Below are 22,149 nucleotides of genomic sequence, written 5' to 3' on the forward strand. Positions count from 1 at the left end.
CTCACGCGCGAGCGGTGAGCGGCACCCGGACGGATGCCGCGATCTGCGTCAGCACCGACGCGATGGCATCGGCGGACGACCGCGCACGGGCGGTGCCGGCGCTGCGGGTGGGGATGAGCCGGTGGGCGAACACCGGCACGAGCAGGGCGGCCACGTCGTCGGGGATGACGAACTCGCGGCCGTCGAGCGCAGCACGCACCTTCGCCGCCCGCACGAGCTGCAGAGTCGCGCGCGGGCTCGCGCCCAGGCGCAGGTCGGGGTGCGTGCGGGTGGCCTGCGCGAGCGCGACGGCATACTCCTCCACGGCGGGGGAGAGATGCACGCTGCGCGCCCACGCGATGAGCGCCCGCACCCGATCGGCGTCCACAGCGGGCGTGATGGCGGCGAGCGGGTTCACCGTGTCGCGCTGACGCAGCATGAGCCCTTCGCTCGCGGCATCCGGGTACCCCATCGAGATGCGCATCATGAAGCGGTCGCGCTGCGCCTCGGGAAGTGCGTACGTGCCCTCCATCTCGAGCGGGTTCTGGGTCGCGACGACCAGGAACGGCTCGGGGAGCGGATGCGACTCGCCGTCGACGGTGACCTGGTGCTCCTCCATCGCCTCCAGCAGCGCCGACTGCGTCTTGGGGGAGGAACGGTTGATCTCATCGGCGATCACGATGTGGGCGAAGATCGCGCCGCGCTTGAATTCGAACTCGCGGGCGACGGGATTGAACACCGACACGCCCGTGACGTCGCCGGGGAGCAGATCCGGCGTGAACTGGATGCGGCGGACGGTGGCATCGACCGATGCCGCAAGCGCCCGGGCGAGCATGGTCTTGCCGACCCCCGGGACGTCTTCGATGAGCAGGTGGCCCTCGGCGAGCAGGCACAGCAGCGCAGAGCGCACCGCGTCGGGCTTTCCGTCGATCACCCGGGTGATCGAATCGAGGACGGCGGTCGTGGACCGGGCGAAGGATTCCGCACCGATCGGCTCGACGGACAGATCGCTCATGCGTTCCCCTCGACGGGTGGTGAGGTGCGCCGCTTCCTCGCGTCGCTGCCACGATCGTAACCCGCGCGCACGAGCAGTGGGCCGGTCGGGATACACTGGTGTCAGCTCTCCGCGAGGCGGCATCCAGGCCAACTCCCCCAGGACGGAAACGTAGCAAGGGTAACCAGGCTCTGCCGGGTTCGCGGAGAGTCTTAATTTTCCCCCGCGGCGAGGGCGCCGAGCGGGGGTGCGGAGCCGGTGAGCGACCGACATGCCTTCCCTCGGAGGAGGCCACGCGGGTTTTTCACGGAGGGGAGCCTGTCCGCCGCGAAGGCCCGCGCTTAGGCTGTGGACGTGGCTCAGAGCATCTACATCACCTCGGTCGAAGGTCATTCCGGCAAGTCCACGATCGCGCTCGGCGTGCTCGATGCGCTGAGCCGGGCCACCCCGCGGGTGGGGGTGTTCCGCGCGGTTGCGCGGTCGACGGAGGAGCGCGACTACGTGCTCGAGATGCTGCTCGACCACGACGGCGTCGAACTCGACTACGACGAATGCGTCGGCGTCACCTACGACGATGTGCGCGCCGACCCCGAAGGGTCGCTGGCGACGATCGTCGAGCGGTTCAAGACGGTCGAGCGTCAGTGCGACGCCGTCGTCGTCGTGGGCAGCGACTACACCGACGTGGGCAGCCCCGCCGAACTCGCCTTCAACGCGCGGGTCGCCGCCAACCTCGGTACCCCGGTGCTGCTGGTCGTCGGCGGCCGCGACAGTCAGGGCCACAGCGAGCAGCTGGGCACCACCGTGGCCCGCACCCCCGCCGAGATGGGTCAGATCGCCGCCCTCGCGCTTGTGGAGCTGGCCAAGGGCCGTGCCGACCTGTTCGCCGTCGTCGCCAACCGCGCCGACGGCGACCGGCTCGACGAGACCATCGCCGCCATCGAGTCGGCCGTGACCGCCGCCCGACCCGGGCGCGAGATCCCCGTGCTCGCCCTTCCGGAGGACCACTACCTCGTGGCGCCGTCGGTGAGCGACATCCTGCGCGCCGTGGAGGGAACCCTCGTCAAGGGCGACCCCGAAATGATGACGCGCGAGGTCGTCAGCATCGTGGTGGCCGGCATGTCGATGGTGAACGTGCTGCCGCGGCTCACCGAATCGGCCGTCGTGGTGATCCCGGCCGACCGCACCGAGGTGCTGCTCGCGACGCTCCTCGCGCACACCTCGGGTACCTTCCCCGCCGTGGCCGCCGTCGTGCTCAACGGCCCGTTCCCGCTGCCCGAGACCATCGACAGGCTCATCGACGGACTCGGGGCGACGGTGCCGATCATCGCGACCGACCTCGACACCTACGACACCGCCGTGCGGGTCATGGGCTCGCGGGGGCGACTCACGGCCGGTTCGCCGCGCCGCTACGAAACGGCGCTGGCCCTGTTCGACAAGCATGTCGACACCGACGAGCTCACCCGGGCGCTCGGGGTCGCCAAGACCACGGTCGTCACGCCCCTGATGTTCCAGTACGGCCTCACCGAGCGTGCGCGCAGCGGCCGCCGCCGCATCGTGCTCCCCGAGGGGGACGACGACCGCGTGCTGCGCGCCGCGGCCACCGTGCTCTCGCGCGGCATCGCCGACCTCACGATCCTCGGCGAGGAGGCCGACGTGCACGCCCGCGCGCGCGAGCTCGGCATCGACCTGTCGGCGGCGCAGATCACGAGCCCGTTCGACCCCGGCTACGTCGACACATTCGCCCAGGAGTACACGCGCCTGCGCTCGCACAAGGGCATGACCTACGAGCGCGCCGCCGACACCGTCACCGACGTGTCGTACTTCGGCACGATGATGGTGCACCTCGGCATGGCCGACGGCATGGTCTCGGGAGCCTCCCACACGACGGCCCACACCATTCGACCGGCGTTCGAGATCATCAAGACCAAGCCGGGCGTCTCGGTGGTCTCGAGCGTCTTCCTCATGGCGCTGGCCGACCGCGTGCTCGTCTACGGCGACTGCGCCGTCATCCCCGACCCCACCAGCGAGCAGCTGGCCGACATCGCGGTGTCGTCCGCGGCGACGGCGACCCAGTTCGGCATCGAGCCGCGCGTGGCCATGCTGTCGTACTCGACGGGGGAGTCCGGCAGCGGTGCCGATGTCGACAAGGTGCGCGCGGCCACCGCGCTCGTGCGCGAACGCGAGCCGCACCTGCTGGTGGAGGGGCCGATCCAATACGACGCGGCCACCGACGCCGCCGTGGCATCCAAGAAGCTCCCCGGCTCCAACGTCGCCGGGCGCGCGACCGTGTTCGTCTTCCCTGATCTGAACACCGGCAACAACACCTACAAGGCCGTGCAGCGGTCGGCGGGCGCCATCGCCATCGGTCCGGTGCTGCAGGGTCTGAACAAGCCCATCAACGATCTGTCGCGCGGCGCTCTCGTCGACGACATCGTCAACACGATCGCGATCACCGCGATCCAGGCGCAAGGAGAGGCAACCGTATGAGCGTGGTGCTCGTCGTCAACAGTGGCTCGTCGTCATTCAAGTACCAGCTGCTGGAGCCGGAGGACGGCCGCGTGCTCGCCTCGGGGCTGGTGGAGCGCATCGGCGAGTCGGTCGGCGCCGCCAAGCACAAGGTGTACTTCGGCACACCTGCAGGCGAGGCGGTGACGGCGACGGATGCCACCTACACGCTGGAGCTGCCGATCCCCGACCACACCACCGGGTTCCGGGTCATGCTCGACGCGTTCGCCCAGTGGGGGCCGTCGCTCGAGGAGTTCCCGCCCATGGCCGTGGGCCACCGCGTCGTGCACGGTGGGGCCCGGTTCTTCCAGCCGACCCTCATCACCAACCTGGTCGAGATCAACATCGACGAGCTGTCGGTCCTCGCCCCGCTCCACAACCCGGGCGCACTGCAGGGGGTGCGCGCCGCGAAGGCGGCCTTCCCCGACCTCGCGCACGTGGCCGTCTTCGACACCGCGTTCCACCAGACCCTCCCGCCGGCGGCCTACACCTACGCGATCGACAAGGATCTGGCCGAAACCCACCGCATCCGCCGCTACGGCTTCCACGGCACGTCGCACAAGTACGTCAGCCGCACCGCCGCCGAGTTCCTCGGCCGCCCGCTCGAGGACCTGAAGCAGATCGTCTTCCACCTCGGCAACGGCGCATCGGCCGCCGCCATCGAAGGCGGCCGGTCGGTGGAGACCTCGATGGGCCTCACCCCGCTGCAGGGACTGGTGATGGGCACGCGCTCGGGCGACATCGACCCCGCCGTGCTGTTCCACCTCGCCCGCCGCGCGAGGATGTCGATCGACGACCTCGACGACCTCCTCAACAAGGGCAGCGGCGTGCTGGGGCTGGCCGGCGTCACCGACATGCGCGACCTCGAAGAACGCGTCGCCGGGGGCGACGAGGACGCCACGCTCGCCCTCGAGGTGTACCTGCACCGCCTCCGCGCGTACGCCGGGTCGTACATCGCGCACCTGGGCGGAGTCGACGTGATCGTCTTCACCGCCGGCGTGGGCGAGAACTCGCCGCTCGTGCGCGAGGGCGCACTGTCGACGCTGGGGTTCCTGGGCGTGAAGCTGGACCCGCAGCGCAACGAGGAACGCAGGCGCGACGTGCGCGTGATCTCCGCGGACGACTCGGCCGTCACGGTGCTCGTCGTCCCCACCAACGAAGAACTCGAGATCGCCCGGCAGGCCCTCGAGGTCGTCGCCGCGCTCTGACCAGGTACGCAGGCGAGCGGATGCCTTCGACACCCGGCATCCGCTCACCTTCGCACCGGCGGCGCGACTACGCTGGCGAAGTGTCCACACGCGCTCTTCCCGACCTCACCACCTTCGACGCCGTGCTGTTCGACCTCGATGGCGTGCTGACCCCGACAGCAGAGGTTCACATGCACGCCTGGCAGGCGATGTTCACCGAGCTCTTCGCCGCGTGGGGCATCGCACCGCCGTACACCGAGGCCGACTATTTCCACTACCTCGACGGCAAGAAGCGCTACGACGGCGTGGCGAGCCTGCTGCGCAGCCGCGACGTGGAGGTGCCGTGGGGCGACCCCTCCGACGCGCCCACCGCCGACACCGTCTGCGGCATCGGCAACCGGAAGAACCTCGTGTTCGAACGGGTGCTGCGCGAGGAGGGCATCGCGCCCTACCCCGGATCACTGGCGCTGCTGGACAAGCTGCAGGCTGCGGGGACCCCCATCGCCGTCGTGTCGAGCTCGAAGAACGCCCGTGAGGTGCTGACGGTGGCGGGCATCATCGACCGGTTCCCCGTCATCATGGACGGCCTCGTCGCCGAGCAGCAGCACATCCCCAGCAAGCCCGCGCCCGACATGTTCGTCGTCGCGGCACGCATGGTGGGCGTGGACCCCGCGCGCAGCGCCGCCATCGAAGACGCCCACAGCGGCGTGCAGTCGGCATCTGCGGGCGGCTTCAGCCTCGTCGTGGGCGTCGATCGGGGTGTCGGCGCGCAGGTGCTGCGCGACGCCGGAGCCGATGTCGTCGTCGACGATCTGGCCGAATTCCTCGACTGACCTCCTCACCCCCGCACTCAGCCCACACCCGGAAGGCTCTTGATGATCGACCGCGATCGCTTCCCCGTCGACCCCTGGCGACTCGTAGAGAAGAGTTTCTCGCTCGAGGACGTCGGCGTGACCGAGACCCTGTTCGCCGTCGGCAACGGGTACCTCGGCATGCGTGGCAATCAGCCCGAAGGGCTGCACGGGCACGAGCACGGCACCTTCATCAACGGCTTCCACGAGACGTTCCCGATCCGTCACGCCGAGCAGGCGTACGGATTCGCCGAAGTCGGGCAGACCATCGTCAACGTGCCCGACGCGAAGGTGATGCGCGTCTACGTCGACGACGACCCGCTGTCGCTGGACATCGCCGACGTGCGGGAGTACGAGCGTGTCCTCGACATGCGCGAGGGCGTGTTCCGCCGTCACGTGCTGTGGGTGACCCCGAGCGGCAAAGAGGTGCAGATCGACTACGAGCGCATGGTGTCGTTCGACGACAAGCACCTCTCGGTCATGACCATCACCGTCACCGTGCTCAACGCCGACGCCCCCGTCACCATCAACTGCCAGCTGGTCAACCGCCAGGACGGCGAGGACGTGTACGGCGGCACCGCCGTCGCCCCTCGGCGCGCCGGCTTCGACCCGCGCAAGGCCGATCGCATGCAGGAGCGCGTGCTGCAGCCGCAGGACTACTGGCAGGACGGCGCGCGCACGGCGCTGTCGTACCGGGTGTCCGCCTCGGGCATGACCCTCGCCGTCGCCGCCGACCACATCATCGAGACCGAGAACGAGTACGACGTGCGCGGGCTGATCGAGCCCGACATCGCCAAGAACCTGTACCGAGTGCAGGCCAAGGCGGGCGTGCCCACCACGGTCACCAAGATCGTGACCTACCACACGTCCCGTGGCGTGCCGGCGCGCGAGCTCGTCGACCGCTGCCGCCGCACCCTCGACCGTGCGCAGAGCGTGGGGGTGCCCGCGCTGTTCGAACGGCAGCGCACCTGGTGCGATGCCTTCTGGGACCGCTCCGATGTGAAGATCGGCGGGCACGACGACCTGCAGCAGGCCACCCGCTGGTGCCTGTTCCAGCTGGCGCAGGCAGCGTCCCGCGCCGACGGTCTGGGGGTGCCGGCGAAGGGCGTGACCGGATCGGGCTACAGCGGCCACTATTTCTGGGACACCGAGATCTACGTGCTGCCGTTTCTGGCGTACACGACCCCGCGCTGGGCGCGCAACGCCCTGCGCATGCGGTACCTGATGCTCCCGGCGGCCCGCAAGCGCGCGGCGCAGCTCAACGAGGCCGGCGCGCTGTTCCCGTGGCGCACCATCAACGGCGAGGAGGCGTCGGCGTACTACGCCGCCGGCACCGCGCAGTACCACATCAACGCCGACGTCTGCTTCGCCCTGGCCAAGTATGTGCGCACCACCGGCGACGTCGACTTCCTCTACACCGAGGGCATCGACATCGCCGTCGAGACGGCGCGCCTGTGGGCGACGCTGGGCTTCTGGCGCACGAGCGACGGCATCCATGACGATGACGACGATGCCGACGGCGACACGTTCCACATCCACGGTGTCACCGGCCCCGACGAGTACACGACGGTCGTCAACGACAACCTGTTCACCAACGTCATGGCGCGCTTCAACCTGCGCTTCGCCGCGCGCACCATCCGCGACATGCAGCAGGATGCCCCCGAGGCGTACCGGGTCGCGGTGGATCGGCTGGGCATCGAACCGGGCGAGGCCGACTCGTGGGACCGCGCGGCCGATGCCATGCACATCCCGTTCAGCGAAGCCCTCGGCATCCACCCGCAGGACCACGTCTTCCTCGAGAAGGAGGTGTGGGATCTGGAGAACACGCCGCCGGACCGGCGGCCGCTGCTGCTGCACTTCCACCCGCTCGTGATCTACCGCTACCAGGTGCTCAAGCAGGCCGACGTGGTTCTTGCGCTGTTCCTGCAGGGCAACCACTTCACCGACGAGGAGAAGCTCGCCGACTTCAACTATTACGACCCGCTGACGACGGGGGACTCCACCCTCTCGGCGGTCGTGCAGTCGATCCTCGCAGCCGAGGTCGGGTACCAGGAGCTCGCGCTGGAGTACTTCCACCAGTCGATCTACGTCGATCTCGGCGACCTGCACCACAATGCCTCCGACGGCGTGCACGTGGCGTCGGCCGGCGGGGTATGGACGGCGCTGGTCTGCGGCTTCGGTGGCATGCGGGACCACTTCGGCGACCTGTCGTTCGACCCGCGGCTGCCGGCGGACTGGCCGTCGCTGTCGTACTCGCTGCTGTGGCACGGTACACGGCTGGATGTGGAGATCACCGCTGACAAGATCACCTTCAGCGCCGGTCCCGGTGAGCCGATCGTGCTGTCGGTGCGGGGTGCCGGCTACGTCATCGCCGGCGGCGAGACCCTCGTCGTGCCGCTGCACGGCCAGGGGCCGCGCATTCCCGGCCGCCCGTCGCTGCAGGAGATCGAGGATGCCCGCCGCGACGACGGCACCTTCCTCTCCGCATCGATCCCCACGCTGACGAGTTCGATCCCGATCATCAGTGACGAAGCGCTGGCGGGCGACGACGCGGACGCCGGCGCCGACAGCTGAGACCTACGGCACGGCGGTGAACGTGACGATGTCGACCCCGACGGCCACCTGGCCGGGGTCGATGCCGATGCGTTCCGCCGTCGCCGGGTCGCCCCACGTGAGCACGACGGTCTGATCGGCGAGCTCGGTGCCCGATGCGCGCAGCAGGTGCGCGGCGGCATCCGCGCCGTCTCGCCGCGCCGTCGTGTCGTAGCCGGCGGATTCGAGCGCCGAGATGACGGCTTCGGCGTGCGCGGCGGCGGTCGCGGCGTCCGCGAACACCCACACCCGCACGTCTGAGGCGGCCTCGACCTCTTCGATGTCGGTGAACGACAGGTCGCTGCCGGTGAATGCGCACGACGGCGCCGCGAGCGCGGAGAAGTCCACGGCCGGGTCGCTCGCCACGGGCTCGGCCACGCGGTCATCGGCGATGAGCCCGGAGAGTTCCAGCACCCAGTCGGCGAGGGCATCGGGGCAGGAAAGCGGCGCGGTGCCGCCGCCGTCGCCCCGGTCGTCGTCGGATTCGGGCCGCTCGGGGATCGTCGCGTCGGGCCGCCCCGGAAGCACCGGCGGCTCGGCCGACGGCGAGCCCGACGCGGTGGGGCTGGGCGTCCCACCCGAGGGATAGACGCGCGGCGTGCACCCGCTCATCAGTGCCGAGACGCCGACGGATGCCGCCAGCAGCGTCGCCACGATGACGTGGTGCGGCCGACGCCGGCGCGTGGGCGGGGGACGGTGTGCCATGAATGCAGTCTCGCGCACCGGTCGCACCGGCGACAGCACCGGCGCCGGTGCGCGCGCGGTCGTCGCCGTGAGCCCGCCGGACGCGATGTCGCGGGCACGCCGTAGGCTAGTCGGGTGACCACCGCCCTCTACCGCCGCTACCGTCCCGAGGCGTTCGGCGAGATGATCGGACAGACCCAGGTCACCGACCCGCTCATGACCGCGCTGCGCAGCGACCGGGTCGGGCACGCCTACCTGTTCTCCGGCCCGCGCGGGTGCGGCAAGACCACGTCGGCGCGCATCCTGGCGCGCTGTCTCAACTGCGCCGAAGGCCCCACCGACACCCCGTGCGGCACCTGCCCCAGTTGTGTGGAGCTGGGTCGCAACGGCGGCGGCTCGCTCGACGTGGTGGAGATCGACGCGGCATCCCACAACGGCGTCGACGACGCGCGCGACCTGCGGGAGCGGGCGATCTTCGCGCCGGCCCGCGACCGTTTCAAGATCTTCATCCTCGACGAGGCGCACATGGTGACCCAGCAGGGCTTCAACGCGCTGCTCAAGCTCGTCGAAGAGCCGCCCGACCATGTGAAGTTCATCTTCGCCACCACCGAGCCCGAGAAGGTGCTCGGCACCATCCGCTCGCGCACGCACCATTACCCGTTCCGGCTGGTGCCCCCCGCCGCGATGCTCGACTACGTGCAGGAACTGTGCACGCAGGAGGGCGTGGAGGTCGAGACCGGCGTGCTGCCGCTCGTCGTCCGTGCCGGCGGCGGATCGCCGCGCGACACGCTGTCGCTGCTGGACCAGCTCATCGCCGGGTCCGATGTCGCCGAGGGCGGCACGGTGCGTGTGCGGTACGAGCGCGCCGTGGCGCTGCTGGGCTACACGCACGCCGAGCTGCTCGACGAAGTGGTGGAGGCGTTCGGCTCGGGCGATGCCGCGGGTGCGTTCACCGCCGTCGACCGGGTCATCCAGACCGGACAGGACCCCCGTCGGTTCGTCGACGATCTGCTCGAGCGCATCCGCGACCTCATCGTCGTCGCCGCCACCGGAGACGGCGCCGCCGCCGTGCTGCGCGGCGTGCCCGAGGACGAGCTCGAACGCATGGGGCGGCAGGCCGGCGTGTTCGGCACCGACCGTCTCTCGCGCACCGCCGACCTCGTCGTCACGGCCCTCGACGACATGACCGGGGCGACCTCGCCGCGGCTGCAGCTCGAGCTGCTGGTCGCCCGCGTGCTCGCCCAGACCGCCCCCGGTGCGGTCGTGCCCGGGGTCGTACCGGCCGCCGCGCCTGCTGCGGCACCGGCTGCTGCACCGGCTCGTGCCGCCACGCCGGCTCCCGCGGCGCCCGCCACACCCCCGGCATCTGCGCCGGCACCGGTCGCGGCCCCCGTGGCATCCGCGCCCGCTGCCGCCCCTGCACCGGCGCCCGCCGTCGCCCGCCCGCCGGTCGACGAGCCCGTCGCGCCGCCCGCAGACGAGGAGATCGCGCCGGAGCCCGAGTACGACACGTCGGCACCTGTCGAGCCCGTCGTGCCGGCCGGTCCCATCACGTTCGCGCACGTGCGCGACGCGTGGCCCGAGATCCTCAAGCGCCTCGAGAACGTCAGCCGCACATCGTGGCTGCTCGCCACCGTCGCCCGCGTGGCAGCATTCGATGACGACGTGCTCACCCTCGCGTTCCAGAGCCAGGCCGACGTCGCAGCCTTCAAGAAGCTGCAGGCCGGTCAGGGCCCCAGCGAAGACCTGCGCGGGGTGATCCAGCAGGTGCTCGGCATCCGCGTGAAGTACATCGCCCGCCACGACACCGATCCGACGCCGCCGCCCGCCGGTGCCGTGCCGCCCGGTCCGGCCCCCGCCGGCCCCGCCGGTCCGTCCGCGCCGCCGAGCGGTCCCCGCGGTGGGGGTGGCACAGCGCCGAGCCGCCCGCCGGCGGCACCCGCGGCGCCGACGCAGGCGTCGGCCGCGACGGCCCCGGTGACGCAGTGGGCGGTCGCACCGATTCCCGCCGATGACCCCACCGCCCCGGCATCCGCACAGTTCGCCGTCGACGACGAGCCCGAAGACGCCGCAGCGGCGCCGACCCGCGTCGCCACCCTCGCCCCGTCGAGCGACGGCGGTGTGCTGCCGGCCGACGCCGTCGTCGCACCGGAGCCTGCCGACGATGACGGTGACATCGAGGTTCCCGACGCGCCCGTCGATGTGCCCGTGCCGCCGGTCGTGGTCACCAGCCGCCCCATCGCGACGCGCGGGGGAATGGAACGCTACGGCGAGCCGGTGGTGCGGCAGCTGCTCGGCGCCAGCTTCGTGCGCGAAGAGCCCTACACGTCGCCCACGAGGTTCAACTGAGCCATGTACGACGGCATCGTCCAGGACCTCATCGACGAATTCGGCCGCCTGCCCGGCATCGGCCCGAAATCGGCGCAGCGCATCACGTTCCACATCCTGCAGACCCCCAACTTCGACGTCGCCCGCCTCGCATCGCTGCTCAGCGACATCCGCGAGCGGGTGCGCTTCTGCGAGATCTGCGGCAACGTGTCGGAGCAGGACCGCTGCGGCATCTGCCGTGACCCGCGGCGGGATGCCACGTTCATCTGCGTCGTGGAGGACGCGAAGGATGTGGCCGCCATCGAGCGCACGCGGGAGTTCCGTGGGCTCTACCACGTGCTCGGCGGGGCGATCAGCCCCATCGCCGGCGTGGGTCCCGACGACCTGCGCATCACCCAGCTGATGCAGCGACTCGCCGACGGCACCGTGCAGGAGGTGATCCTCGCCACGAACCCCAACCTCGAGGGCGAGGCGACCGCGACCTACCTCAGCCGGTTGCTGCGCACCCTGGAGATCAGTGTCACGCGTCTCGCGTCGGGCCTGCCCGTGGGCGGCGACCTGGAGTATGCCGACGAGGTGACCCTGGGGCGCGCGTTCGAGGGTCGCCGCTCCGTCTGACCCACCTCTTCGGCGGAGCCTTGCGCCGCGGCGTGTCTCAGCGGCGTACGCGCGCCCGGGCGCGCGTGACGCCGGTCAGCGATGCGCGCAGCGGCTGCCCGAGGTAGATGCCCAGCGATGCACCGACGGCGAGGCTGATGCCGACCGTCGCGGCCGCGGCGAGGGTGCCGAACCCGGTCAGCAGCATGGCGGGGTCGGTGCCGGACTCGACGATCGACAGCAGCCCGCGGAACACCGCCGCGCCCGGCACGAGCGGCAGGATCGCCGCCGTGGTGATCGCCACCGACGGCACATGCAGTCGATAGGCGATCACGATGCCGAGCAGGCTGCCACCGAATGCGCCGGCGCCGGCGGCCGCGGCAGCATCGAAGCCGATGGCCGAGGTCGCGAGGAAGCCGAGCCACGCAATGGTGCTCAGCACCACGCTGATGACGATGATGCGCGCCCCGGCGCCGTTGAAGACCGCGACGGCCACGGCGATGAGTGCCGCGCCGAACAACTGGAGCGGCACCGGACCGAACGGCACGGCCTCGCTCGGCGGCTCCATGCCGAGACCGACCACCCGTGCGGTCTCGAGCCCGGCGAGGATGCCGAGCACGACGCCGAGGGTCTGCGTCATGAGTTCGAGGATGCGCCCGGTCGCAGTCAGCGCGAAGCCGTCGATGGCATCCTGCGCCGCCCCGACGACGGTGAGCCCTGCGAGCATGAGCACGATCCCGGAGGCGACGATCACGGACGGGCGGATCGATGCCGCGGGCTCCCAGCCGGTGGCGGCGAGGAGTGGGCTGAGGGCGGCGGCAGTCGTCAGCACGAAGGCACCGGCGATCTGGCTGAAGAAGTAGGGCACGCGCGCCTTGGCCAGGCCGAACTGGGTGAGGGCGGCGAGGGCGGCGGCGATGAACGCCAGCGTGATGACGAGCCAGTTGCCCCCGAACATGACCGCGACCCCCACCGCCAGCAGCGCCTGTGCGGCGATGACGATGGCCGGGCGGTAGCGGAAGGGTGCGCGCCGGATGGCGCGGAACCGCCCGGTGGCGGCATCCAGCGAAAGCCCTCCGAGGATGTCGGCGACGAGGCTCTGCAGCTTCTGCAGCCGGTCGTGGTCGGGGACGGGTCCGCGAACGACCCGCAGCAGGGTGATCGGGCGGGCGTCGTCGCCGCGATGGTGTGCGGCGGTGATGGCGTTGTACGTGATGTCCACGTGCACGGGCTTCAAACCGTAGGCGCCCGACACCCGTACGATCGTCAGCGCCACTTCGCTGGCACCGGCGCCGGAGACGAGCATGGTCTCGCCGATGCGGACGGCGAGGTCGAGCATGCGCGCCGCGAGGGCGTCGTCGATGATCGGCAGCACCTCGGTGAGGGCGGGGGAGGCCTCACTCCCGCGAATCAGGGTGCCGAAGGATCGGGCCAGGCGCTGCCTTCGCTGCATTCTCCGCCCGTCTCCACATCCGTCGTACCGCTCGTTCGATCGTACGCGGCCGCGCGGGCGCTGCGTGTACGCGTCACATGGCTGAGGGGGAATGCCGCGATCCCTAGAATGGAGCGTCGGGCGACATCCGCCCACGATCCCTTGGAGTTCCCCTATGGCGTTGATCGTGCAGAAGTACGGCGGCTCGTCGGTCGCCGACGCGGAGAGCATCAAACGCGTCGCCAAGCGCATCGTCGACACGCGCCGCGCCGGACACGAAGTGGTCGTCGCCGTCAGCGCGATGGGCGACACCACCGACGAACTGCTCGACCTCGCGCACGAGGTGGCCCCGATCCCCGCGCCGCGCGAGCTCGACATGCTGCTGTCCAGCGGCGAGCGCATCTCGATGGCGCTGCTGGCGATGGCGATCCACTCGATGGGCTTCGAGGCGCGGTCCTTCACCGGCAGCCAGGCCGGCATGATCACCGACGCCACCCACGGCGCCGCCCGCATCGTCGATGTCACCCCGGTGCGCCTGCGCGAAGCGCTCGACGAGGGCGCCATCGTCATCGTCGCCGGCTTCCAGGGGTTCAACCGCGACACCCGCGACATCACCACCCTCGGCCGCGGCGGCTCCGACACCACCGCCGTCGCCCTCGCTGCGGCGCTCGACGCCGACGTGTGCGAGATCTACAGCGACGTCGACGGCATCTTCACCGCCGACCCCCGCGTCGTACCCAAGGCCCAGAAGCTCAGCGTCGTCGGCAGCGAAGAGATGCTCGAGATGGCCGCCAACGGAGCGAAGGTGCTCTACATCCGTGCGGTGGAGTACGCCCGCCGTCACGGTGTCATGATCCACGCCCGCTCGACGTTCACGTCGGGCATCGGCACCTATGTGCTCGCACCCGGCATGAGCGTGCCGGATGGCGAGGAGGGAGCAGAGATGGAAGAGCCGATCGTCGCGGGAGTCGCGACCGACCTGGGCCAGGCGAAGGTCACCGTCACGGGCGTTCCCGACGTGCCCGGCAAAGCGGCGGAGATCTTCACCGTCGTGGCGCAGTCCGGCGCCAACGTCGACATGATCGTGCAGAACGTCTCGGCGGCCACCACCGGTCGCACCGACATCTCGTTCACGCTGCCCAAGAGCGACGCGGCGACGGCGCTGCGGGCGTTGTCGGCCCGCCAGGCCGACGTCGGGTTCGAGAACCTCGTGCACGACGATCAGATCGGCAAGCTCTCGGTCGTGGGAGCAGGCATGCGCACGCACTCCGGCGTCTCGGCGACCCTCTTCGAGGCGTTGAGCACCGCGGGCATCAACATCGAGATGATCTCCACCTCGGAGATCCGCATCTCGGTGGTCGTGCGCGGTGACGACCTGGCCGCCGCGGCTCGCGTCGTGCACACCGCCTACGGTCTCGACGGCGACGCCGAAGCCCTCGTGCACGCCGGCACCGGCCGCTGACGGGCACTGACCTCGCGGCATCCGTCGCCCCGCCGGTGTTCCCGGTACAGGAGGAATCCCGGGGACAGGACGTTCGTCGACGGTTCCCTCCTGTCGCGGGGAGTTCCCCTGTTCCGGTGACGGGTGGATGCCGCGTCACACGGCCCCGCCCGCCCGGCGGCGGCCGGTAGAATCGCGGCATCCGCCCGCTCGGGCGCCGCACAGAGCCCCTCCGCACCGCAAGGATCCGCCATGACCCGTATCTCCGATTCCGGACTCTCCGTCGCCATCGTGGGCGCCACCGGCCAGGTCGGCACCGTCATGCGCGACATCCTGGGGGAGCGGGCCTTCCCCATCCGCGAGATCCGGCTGCTGGCCACCGCCCGCTCCGCCGGCACCGCGGTGGACTTCGGCGGCCACACCGTCATCGTCGAGGACGTCGCGACGGCGAACCCCGCGGGCATCGACATCGCCCTGTTCTCCGCGGGAGCCACCGGCAGCCGCGCCCACGCGCCCCGCTTCGCCGAAGCCGGCGCCGTCGTCATCGACAACTCCAGCGCCTGGCGCATGGACCCCGAGGTGCCCCTCGTGGTGAGCGAAGTGAACCCGCACGCCATCGACGAGGCGGTCAAGGGCATCATCGCCAACCCCAACTGCACCACCATGGCCGCCATGCCCGTGCTCAAGCCGCTGCACGCCGAGGCGGGCCTCGAACGCCTCATCGTGAGCACCTACCAGGCGGTGTCGGGCTCGGGCATCGCCGGTGCCGAGGAACTGCTCGGCCAGGTCGAGGGCGTGCTCGCCCAGGGCGACACGCTGCGCCTCGTGCACGACGGCTCGGCCGTGGACTTCCCGCAGCCGGAGAAGTACATCGCGCCGATCGCGTTCGACGTGATCCCGCTCGCCGGCTCCATCGTCGCCGACGGTGAGAACGAGACCGACGAAGAGAAGAAGCTGCGCAACGAGAGCCGCAAGATCCTGGAGCTGCCCGACCTGCGCGTCGCGGGCACCTGCGTGCGCGTGCCGGTGTTCACCGGTCACTCGCTGTCGATCCACGCCGAGTTCGCCCGCGACATCACCCCCGAGCGGGCCCGTGAGATCCTGGCATCCGCCCCCGGCGTCGTGCTGGAGGAAGTGCCGACGCCGCTGCAGGCAGCCGGCAGCGACCCGGCGTTCGTCGGTCGCATCCGCGCCGACCAGTCCGCGCCCGAGGGCAAGGGGCTCGTGCTGTTCGTCAGCAACGACAACCTGCGCAAGGGTGCGGCGCTGAACGCCGTGCAGATCGCCGAGATCGTCGCCGCGCGCCTCGGCGCCACCGCCTGACGCGCGCCCTTCCGTGCCCGCCGTCCGCGCGACGGCGGCAGGACGTTGCGCGGTCAGCAGCGCACGCGAGGCCAACTAGACTTGACCATCGTGATTGAGACGTACGATGCCGTGCTCATCGGCGGTGGGGTCATGAGCGCCACCCTGGGCACCCTTCTGAAGGAATTGCAGCCCGACTGGAAGATCGTCGTCTGCGAGCGACTGGGCGATGTCGCTCTGGAGAGCTCCAACGCCTGGAACAACGCCGGAACCGGCCACGCCGCCCTCTGCGAACTGAACTACATGCCCGAGGGCAAGGACGGCTCGGTCGACCCCGCCAAGGCGGTGGCGATCAACGAGCAGTTCCAGCAGAGTCGGCAGCTGTGGTCATCGCTGGTCGAACGCGGCGTGCTCGACGAGCCGTCGACGTTCATCAACGCGACCCCGCACATGACCTTCGTCCGTGGCGAGAAGGACGTCGCCTATCTCAAGAAGCGCTACGAGGTGCTCAAGCAGCAGCCGCTGTTCGAGGGCATCGAGTACAGCGAGGACTCGCGCGTCATCAACCAGTGGGCGCCGCTGCTCATGCAGCACCGGCGCGCGGGCGAGCCGTTCGCGGCCACCCGGGTGCCTGCGGGCACCGACATCGACTTCGGTGCGCTGACGCGTCAGCTGTTCGGCAACCTCAAGGAACAGGGCGTCGACGTCGTCACCGACTGCGAGGTGCGTCGTCTGAAGAAGCAGAAGGACGGCACCTGGAAGGTGTCGTACCGCAACACCATCGGACGCACCCCGGGCAGCATCAATGCGCGCTTCGTCTTCGTCGGCGCCGGCGGATGGGCGCTCAAGCTCCTGCAGCGCTCCGGCATCCCCGAGATCTCCGGCTACGGTGTCTTCCCGATCGGTGGTCAGTTCCTCAAGACCACCAACCCCGCCGTCGTCGCCCAGCACAAGGCGAAGGTGTACTCGCAGGCATCCGTCGGCGCCCCGCCGATGTCGGTGCCGCACCTGGACACCCGCGTCGTCGACGGCGAGGCGTCGCTGCTGTTCGGGCCGTTCGCGACGTTCAGCCCCAAGTTCCTCAAGAACGGGTCGATGCTCGACATCGTCACCCAGGTGCGGTCACACAACCTGCTGCCCATGCTCAAGGTGGCCATCGACAACCCGTCGCTCATCACGTATCTCGTCAGCGAGCTGGTGAAGAACCACGCGAAGAAGGTCGACAGCCTGCGCGAGTTCGTGCCGACCGCGAAGGACGAGGACTGGGAGCTCATCCAGGCCGGCCAGCGTGCGCAGGTCATGAAGAAGGATGCCGAGAAGGGCGGCGTGCTGCAGTTCGGCACCGAGGTGATCGCTTCCGAGGACGGCTCGATCGCCGGGCTCCTCGGCGCCTCGCCGGGGGCGTCCACGGCGGCATCCATCATGCTCGGGCTGCTGAAGACCTGCTTCCCGGAGCGCATGGGCGAGTGGGAGCCGCGCCTGCGGGAACTCATCCCCAGCTACGGCGAGACCCTCAACCCGCGCCCCGACGTCGCGCGTGCATCGATGGATGCCACCGCCGCCACCCTGGGGATCAACGCGTAACGGCCTCACGTCGCGCCGGTGGGCGCTTCGTTGCCCGGTACGCGCCCCGAACCGGGGGTGGTGGGGGTCTGTTGCCCGGTACGCGCCCCGAACCGGGGGTGGTGGGGGTCAGAGGGCGGCGGCCTTGCCGCGCAGCACGGCGGCTTCGCGTTCGTTGGCCGCCAGGCTCGCCGCTGTCAGCAGCTCCGACCGGGCCTCTTCGAGGCGGCCGAGGCGGCTCAGCAGTTCACCGCGCACGCTCGGCAGCAGGTGCGACCCGCGTAGCGCGCCGTCGGACTGCAGCCGGTCCACGATGCGCAGCGCGGTCGCGGGGCCCGTGGCCATCGAGACCGCGACCGCACGGTTGAGGTCGATCACCGGGCTCGGCGCGATGCGTCCGAGGGCTTCGTACAGCACGACGATGCGCTCCCAGTCGGTCGTCTCGACGCTGGCTGCCACCGCGTGGCAGAGCGCGATGGCGGCCTGCAGCGCGTAGGGGCCGCGGGCCCGGCCGCGTGCGTCGGCGCGCTCGAGGGCGGCCTGCCCCCGAGCGATCTGCGCGCGATCCCACCGGGAGCGGTCCTGGTCGGTCAGCAGCACGGGCGAGCCGTCGCGCGCGACGCGAGCCGCGAACCGCGACGACTGCAGTTCCAGCAGTGCCACGAGCCCGTGTGTCTCCGGCTCCCGGGGCATGAGACCGGCCAGCACGCGGGCCAGGCGCAGCGCCTCGCCGGCGAGCTCCTCGCGGATCCAGCGTTCACCGCTGGTCGCGGCGTAGCCCTCGGTGTAGATCAGGTAGACGACACCGAGTACCCCACCCAGACGCTCCCGCCACTGGCTGGGCTCGGGGGTGTCGAAGGGTACCCGCGCGGCGGCGAGCGTCTTCTTGGCCCGCGTGATGCGCGCCTGCACGGTCGGCACCGGCACGAGCAGCATGCGGGCGATCTCCTGCGTGGAGAGGCCGCCGACGACCCGCAGCGTCAACGCGACCTGCGACTCCCGCGAGAGCACCGGATGGCATGCGATGAACACGAGCCGCAGCACATCGTCGTCGATGGGCTCCCAATCATCGGCGGATGCCTCGGACAGCTCGTGCGCCAGGGCACGGTAGCGCTCGTCCAGCGCTCCGCGACGGCGCCAGGTGTCGATCGCCCGTCGTTTGGCGACGGCGGTGAGCCAGGCTCCGGGATTGCGGGGGATGCCGGCATCGGGCCACCGCTGGATGGCCTCGACCAGCGCCTCCTGCGCGAGGTCCTCCGCCAGGCCGACGTCGCCTGTCGCCTTCGCAAGCGTCGCGACGATGCGCGCGCTCTCGATGCGCCAGACGGCGTCGACCGTGCGGTGGATGTCGTCGGACATGATCGGGGGAAGACGTGAGGGAGCGCCGCGCGTGTCAGCGCGCGTCGCCGCCGACCTCGACGCCGAGGTCCGCGCGCCAGCCCTTCTCCTTCTTCACATACTCGTTGTCCTGGTAGTCGGCGAAGTCGGAGTCATCGGTGATGCGACGCACCTCGATCTTGTTGCCGGGGCCGAGCGGGGCCCGCTTCGCCCACTCCACGGCCTCCTCCTGCGTGGCGACCTGGATGGTCCAGAACCCGTTGAACAGCTCATGCGTCTCGCCGTAGGGGCCGTCGGTCACCAGCGGCGCGTCGGAGGTGAACTCCACCACGGCGCCCTGCGCGGCATCCGTCAAGCCATCGCCGCCGAGGAGGATGCCCGCCTTCATCATGGACTCGTTGTAGGCCCCCATCGCGTTGATGACCGCCTCGAAGTCCATGTCCTGAAAGTTCTGCTCCGAACCGCTGTTGCGCATGATCAGCATGTACTTCGACATGAGAGGATCCTTCGTCTCGGTGGGGCTGCGGTGCCGCCCCTCTACTATCGCGTCGAACGGCGACGGCGCCAATCGACATCCCACGTAGAATCCACGAGTGGCAAAACTCTACTTCCGCTACGGGGCGATGAACTCCGGCAAGTCGACGGCTTTGCTGCAGGCCGCGTACAACTATGAGGAGCGCGGCCAGCGCGTGCTGCTGGCCAAGCCCGCGATCGACACGAAGGGCGCGGGCGAGGTCTCGAGCCGTCTGGGCATGACCCGTCCCGTCGACTTCCTCATCGGCCCGGATGCCGATCTGCGGGCGCTGTTCGCCGAGCACCGTGACCGCGTGCGCTCGGCGGCGGCCGATGAGCTGCTGCCCGAGGCGAGCACCGATGTGGCGTGCCTGCTCATCGACGAGGCCCAGTTCCTCACCCGGGAGCAGGTGGACGATCTGCTTCGGATCGTGGTGCTCGATGGCGTACCGGTTCTCGCCTACGGCATCCGCACCGACTTCCGCACCCACGCCTTCCCGGGTTCTGCCCGGCTGATGGAGCTCGCCCACTCGCTGGAGGAGCTCAAGACCATCTGCCGCTGTGGACGCAAAGCGCTCTTCAACGCGCGCCTGGTGGGCGGGAGGTTCGTCTTCGACGGCGACCAGGTGGCCATCGATGAGCTGACCCCCGATCGCGTCACCTACGAGTCGATGTGCGCCGAGTGCTACCTGCGCGAATCCGGCGGACGCCTCGACGGATAACGCGACACACGGCCCTCGGCTTGCTTGGTCAGACCATCGGCGTCTATCGTGGTCAGACCACGAGGAGGAGGGCCCGTGCCAATGACGGAAAAAAACGAAGCACCGGCACGTGCCTGGAAGGTCGTGCTCGACAAGATCGAGACCGACCTGATCGAAGGACGCCTCGGCCCCGGCGACCGGCTGCCGTCCGAGCGTGACCTCGTCGCTCAACTGGGGGTCGGACGATCCAGCGTGCGCGAAGCGCTGCGCGTGCTCGAGGTGATGGGACTCATCCGCACCGGCACGGGCTCAGGCCCCGGTGCCGGCGCCATCGTGATCTCCTCGCCCACCGGAGGCATGTCGGCGCTCCTGCGCCTGCAGGTGGCCGCTCAGGGGTTCCCCATCGACGACGTCGTCGCCACGCGCCTGTTCGTGGAGGAGTGGATCGTCGCGACCCTCGCCGCCAACCCCGCCGCAGATCTTGAGACCGCCCGGGCCACCGTCGAGGCGATGGATGCCGCGCCCCTGCAGCCGGAGGAATTCCTGGCGCTGGACGCTCAGTTCCACTACGCGCTCGCCGCGGCATCCGAGAACAGCGTCGTCGCCGCCACCATGGCGGGTCTGCGCTCGTCCATCGAGGGGTACACCTCGCAGATCGCCGCCCGCATCGTCGACTGGCCCGCGGCCAGCGCGCGACTGCGCCACGAACACCACCAGATTCTCGACGCGATCGACGCCGGCGACGCCGAGCGCGCTCGCGCGCTCATTCCCCAGCACATCTCCGGCTACTTCGCCCCCTGACCCCGAGAGGTATTCCATGGTCAAGCGCCAGCTTCCCAAGCCCACCGAACTGCTCGAGCTGATGCAGTTCAAAAAGCCCGAACTGAACGGAACGAAGCGTCGCCTCGATGGCGCGCTCACGATCGCCGACCTGCAGAAGATCGCCAAGCGTCGCACGCCGAAGGCGGCCTTCGATTACACCGACGGTGCCGCTGAGGGCGAGCTCTCGCTCACGCGTGCGCGTCAGGCGTTCGAGGACATCGAGTTCCACCCCGACATCCTGCGCCCCGCGGCGAACGTCGACACGTCGGTGGAGGTGCTCGGGGGTCGCTCCGCACTGCCATTCGGCATCGCCCCGACCGGCTTCACCCGGCTCATGCAGACCGAGGGTGAGTCGGCAGGCGCCGGTGCGGCCGCCGCCGCCGGCATCCCCTTCACGCTCTCGACCCTCGGCACCACCTCGATCGAGGACGTCAAGGCCACGAACCCGAACGGCCGCAACTGGTTCCAGCTGTACGTCATGCGCGATCGTGACATCTCGTACGGGCTGGTGGCCCGCGCCGCGGCCGCCGGGTTCGACACGCTCATGTTCACCGTCGACACGCCCATCGCCGGCGCGCGACTGCGTGACAAGCGCAACGGCTTCTCCATCCCGCCCCAGCTGACCATCGGCACCATCATCAACGCGATCCCGCGGCCGTGGTGGTGGATCGACTTCCTCACCACCCCGAAGCTCGAGTTCGCGTCGCTGTCGACCACCGGCGGCACCGTGGGTGAGCTGCTGAACTCGGCCATGGATCCGACGATCAGCTACGAGGACCTCGAGTACATCCGCAGCATCTGGCCGGGAAAGATCATCATCAAGGGCGTCCAGAACGTCGCCGACAGCAAGCGCCTCATCGACCTGGGCGTCGACGGAATCGTGCTGTCCAACCACGGCGGTCGCCAGCTCGACCGGGCTCCCATCCCGTTCCATCTGCTGCCGGAGGTCGTGCGCGAGGTGGGCAAGGATGCCACCGTCATGATCGACACCGGCATCATGAACGGTGCCGACATCGTCGCCTCGATGGCGCTCGGTGCGAAGTTCACCCTCATCGGCCGCGCCTACCTCTACGGCCTCATGGCCGGTGGGCGGGCCGGCGTCGACCGCACGATCGAGATCCTGCGCACCGAGATCGAGCGCACGATGGCGCTGCTGGGAGTGTCGAGCATCGAGGAGCTGGAGCCGCGCCACGTCACGCAGCTGCAGCGGCTCACGCCCGTCGCGCAGCCTGCTGCACGCGCGGCACGGCCTCGCCCGGCGGCCGCCGCGAAGAGCTGACACCGCACAACGGAAGAGGGGCGGCCCCCCGGGGGCGGGCC

General features: G+C 70.2%; 17 protein-coding genes and 1 other RNA gene. 13 read left to right on the forward strand and 5 right to left on the reverse strand.

The window, feature by feature from the left end; translation table 11 throughout:
• Position 1: 1 nt before the first annotated feature.
• Positions 2–994: an AAA family ATPase gene (locus H9651_RS01345; RefSeq protein ID WP_191717301.1), complete on the reverse strand. Its 993-nt coding sequence runs from the start codon at positions 992–994 to the stop codon at positions 2–4.
• A 100-nt stretch (positions 995–1,094) separates the two neighbouring features.
• Between H9651_RS01345 and ffs the strand changes: the two genes are divergently transcribed.
• From ffs to H9651_RS01370, 5 genes are all read left to right on the forward strand, one after another.
• Positions 1,095–1,191, forward strand: an RNA gene (ffs, locus tag H9651_RS01350) — signal recognition particle sRNA small type.
• Between the two features lie 136 nt (positions 1,192–1,327).
• Positions 1,328–3,460 carry a phosphate acetyltransferase gene (gene pta, locus H9651_RS01355; RefSeq protein WP_191717302.1) on the forward strand — a complete coding sequence of 711 codons (2,133 nt, stop codon included), beginning with the start codon at positions 1,328–1,330 and terminating at the stop codon, positions 3,458–3,460.
• Entirely contained in the window at positions 3,457–4,686 is a 1,230-nt protein-coding gene (locus H9651_RS01360; protein ID WP_191717303.1) for an acetate/propionate family kinase, read from the forward strand. Before pta ends, H9651_RS01360 begins: the two co-directional genes overlap by 4 nt.
• Positions 4,687–4,766: 80 nt before the next feature.
• A complete protein-coding gene (locus tag H9651_RS01365; protein WP_318244712.1) occupies positions 4,767–5,498 on the forward strand; it encodes an HAD family hydrolase in 732 nt (243 codons plus the stop codon).
• Between the two features lie 42 nt (positions 5,499–5,540).
• Positions 5,541–8,090, forward strand: coding sequence for a glycoside hydrolase family 65 protein (locus H9651_RS01370; RefSeq protein WP_191717305.1), 2,550 nt, complete (start codon positions 5,541–5,543; stop codon positions 8,088–8,090).
• A gap of 3 nt (positions 8,091–8,093) precedes the next feature.
• Here H9651_RS01370 and H9651_RS01375 read toward each other — a convergent pair whose 3' ends face one another.
• Positions 8,094–8,813 (reverse strand): hypothetical protein, encoded by a 720-nt coding sequence (locus tag H9651_RS01375; RefSeq protein WP_191717306.1) that lies wholly within the window; start codon positions 8,811–8,813, stop codon positions 8,094–8,096.
• Positions 8,814–8,927: 114 nt separating this feature from the next.
• Between H9651_RS01375 and H9651_RS01380 the strand changes: the two genes are divergently transcribed.
• Positions 8,928–11,141 (forward strand): DNA polymerase III subunit gamma and tau, encoded by a 2,214-nt coding sequence (locus H9651_RS01380; protein WP_191717307.1) that lies wholly within the window; start codon positions 8,928–8,930, stop codon positions 11,139–11,141.
• A 3-nt stretch (positions 11,142–11,144) separates the two neighbouring features.
• Positions 11,145–11,738, forward strand: coding sequence for a recombination mediator RecR (recR, locus tag H9651_RS01385; RefSeq protein ID WP_191717308.1), 594 nt, complete (start codon positions 11,145–11,147; stop codon positions 11,736–11,738).
• Positions 11,739–11,775: 37 nt separating this feature from the next.
• On the opposite strand, the gene H9651_RS01390 is transcribed toward recR, so the two are convergent.
• The gene (locus H9651_RS01390) at positions 11,776–13,170 is read right to left on the reverse strand and encodes a threonine/serine exporter family protein (protein WP_191717309.1); all 1,395 of its coding nucleotides are present in this window, start codon (positions 13,168–13,170) and stop codon (positions 11,776–11,778) included.
• A gap of 154 nt (positions 13,171–13,324) precedes the next feature.
• Here H9651_RS01390 and H9651_RS01395 point away from each other — a divergent pair, with 154 nt between their 5' ends.
• The 3 genes from H9651_RS01395 to H9651_RS01405 all read left to right on the forward strand — a co-directional run bounded on the left by H9651_RS01395 (position 13,325) and on the right by H9651_RS01405 (position 17,476).
• Positions 13,325–14,611: an aspartate kinase gene (locus H9651_RS01395; protein WP_191717310.1), complete on the forward strand. Its 1,287-nt coding sequence runs from the start codon at positions 13,325–13,327 to the stop codon at positions 14,609–14,611.
• A 231-nt stretch (positions 14,612–14,842) separates the two neighbouring features.
• Entirely contained in the window at positions 14,843–15,913 is a 1,071-nt protein-coding gene (locus H9651_RS01400) for an aspartate-semialdehyde dehydrogenase (RefSeq protein WP_191717311.1), read from the forward strand.
• 90 nt (positions 15,914–16,003) lie between these two features.
• Positions 16,004–17,476, forward strand: coding sequence for a malate:quinone oxidoreductase (locus H9651_RS01405; RefSeq protein WP_191717312.1), 1,473 nt, complete (start codon positions 16,004–16,006; stop codon positions 17,474–17,476).
• A gap of 108 nt (positions 17,477–17,584) precedes the next feature.
• Here H9651_RS01405 and H9651_RS01410 read toward each other — a convergent pair whose 3' ends face one another.
• Entirely contained in the window at positions 17,585–18,814 is a 1,230-nt protein-coding gene (locus H9651_RS01410; RefSeq protein WP_191717313.1) for an RNA polymerase sigma factor, read from the reverse strand.
• 34 nt (positions 18,815–18,848) lie between these two features.
• Positions 18,849–19,289, reverse strand: coding sequence for a YciI family protein (locus H9651_RS01415; RefSeq protein ID WP_191717314.1), 441 nt, complete (start codon positions 19,287–19,289; stop codon positions 18,849–18,851).
• A gap of 97 nt (positions 19,290–19,386) precedes the next feature.
• Here H9651_RS01415 and H9651_RS01420 point away from each other — a divergent pair, with 97 nt between their 5' ends.
• The 3 genes from H9651_RS01420 (at position 19,387) to H9651_RS01430 (ending at position 22,108) form a co-directional block, all read left to right on the forward strand.
• Positions 19,387–20,028, forward strand: a complete 642-nt coding sequence (locus H9651_RS01420; RefSeq protein WP_191717315.1) for a thymidine kinase — start codon at positions 19,387–19,389, stop codon at positions 20,026–20,028.
• A gap of 81 nt (positions 20,029–20,109) precedes the next feature.
• On the forward strand, positions 20,110–20,808 hold the full coding sequence (locus H9651_RS01425) for a FadR/GntR family transcriptional regulator (protein ID WP_191717316.1): 699 nt from the start codon (positions 20,110–20,112) through the stop codon (positions 20,806–20,808).
• 16 nt (positions 20,809–20,824) lie between these two features.
• A complete protein-coding gene (locus H9651_RS01430) occupies positions 20,825–22,108 on the forward strand; it encodes an alpha-hydroxy acid oxidase (RefSeq protein ID WP_191717317.1) in 1,284 nt (427 codons plus the stop codon).
• Positions 22,109–22,149: the final 41 nt, after the last annotated feature.

This window comes from Microbacterium pullorum, assembly GCF_014836535.1.
GTDB classification, from domain to species: Bacteria; Actinomycetota; Actinomycetes; order Actinomycetales; family Microbacteriaceae; genus Microbacterium; species Microbacterium pullorum.

Coding starts and splice junctions, on each gene's coding strand:
- H9651_RS01345 (WP_191717301.1), bottom strand. CDS start 994: ATGAGCGATCTGTCCGTCGAGCCGATCGGTGCGGAATCCTTCGCCCGG.
- H9651_RS01360 (WP_191717303.1), top strand. CDS start 3,457: ATGAGCGTGGTGCTCGTCGTCAACAGTGGCTCGTCGTCATTCAAGTAC.
- H9651_RS01370 (WP_191717305.1), top strand. CDS start 5,541: ATGATCGACCGCGATCGCTTCCCCGTCGACCCCTGGCGACTCGTAGAG.
- H9651_RS01375 (WP_191717306.1), bottom strand. CDS start 8,813: ATGGCACACCGTCCCCCGCCCACGCGCCGGCGTCGGCCGCACCACGTC.
- recR (WP_191717308.1), top strand. CDS start 11,145: ATGTACGACGGCATCGTCCAGGACCTCATCGACGAATTCGGCCGCCTG.
- H9651_RS01390 (WP_191717309.1), bottom strand. CDS start 13,170: ATGCAGCGAAGGCAGCGCCTGGCCCGATCCTTCGGCACCCTGATTCGC.
- H9651_RS01395 (WP_191717310.1), top strand. CDS start 13,325: ATGGCGTTGATCGTGCAGAAGTACGGCGGCTCGTCGGTCGCCGACGCG.
- H9651_RS01400 (WP_191717311.1), top strand. CDS start 14,843: ATGACCCGTATCTCCGATTCCGGACTCTCCGTCGCCATCGTGGGCGCC.
- H9651_RS01410 (WP_191717313.1), bottom strand. CDS start 18,814: ATGTCCGACGACATCCACCGCACGGTCGACGCCGTCTGGCGCATCGAG.
- H9651_RS01415 (WP_191717314.1), bottom strand. CDS start 19,289: ATGTCGAAGTACATGCTGATCATGCGCAACAGCGGTTCGGAGCAGAAC.
- H9651_RS01425 (WP_191717316.1), top strand. CDS start 20,110: ATGACGGAAAAAAACGAAGCACCGGCACGTGCCTGGAAGGTCGTGCTC.
- H9651_RS01430 (WP_191717317.1), top strand. CDS start 20,825: ATGGTCAAGCGCCAGCTTCCCAAGCCCACCGAACTGCTCGAGCTGATG.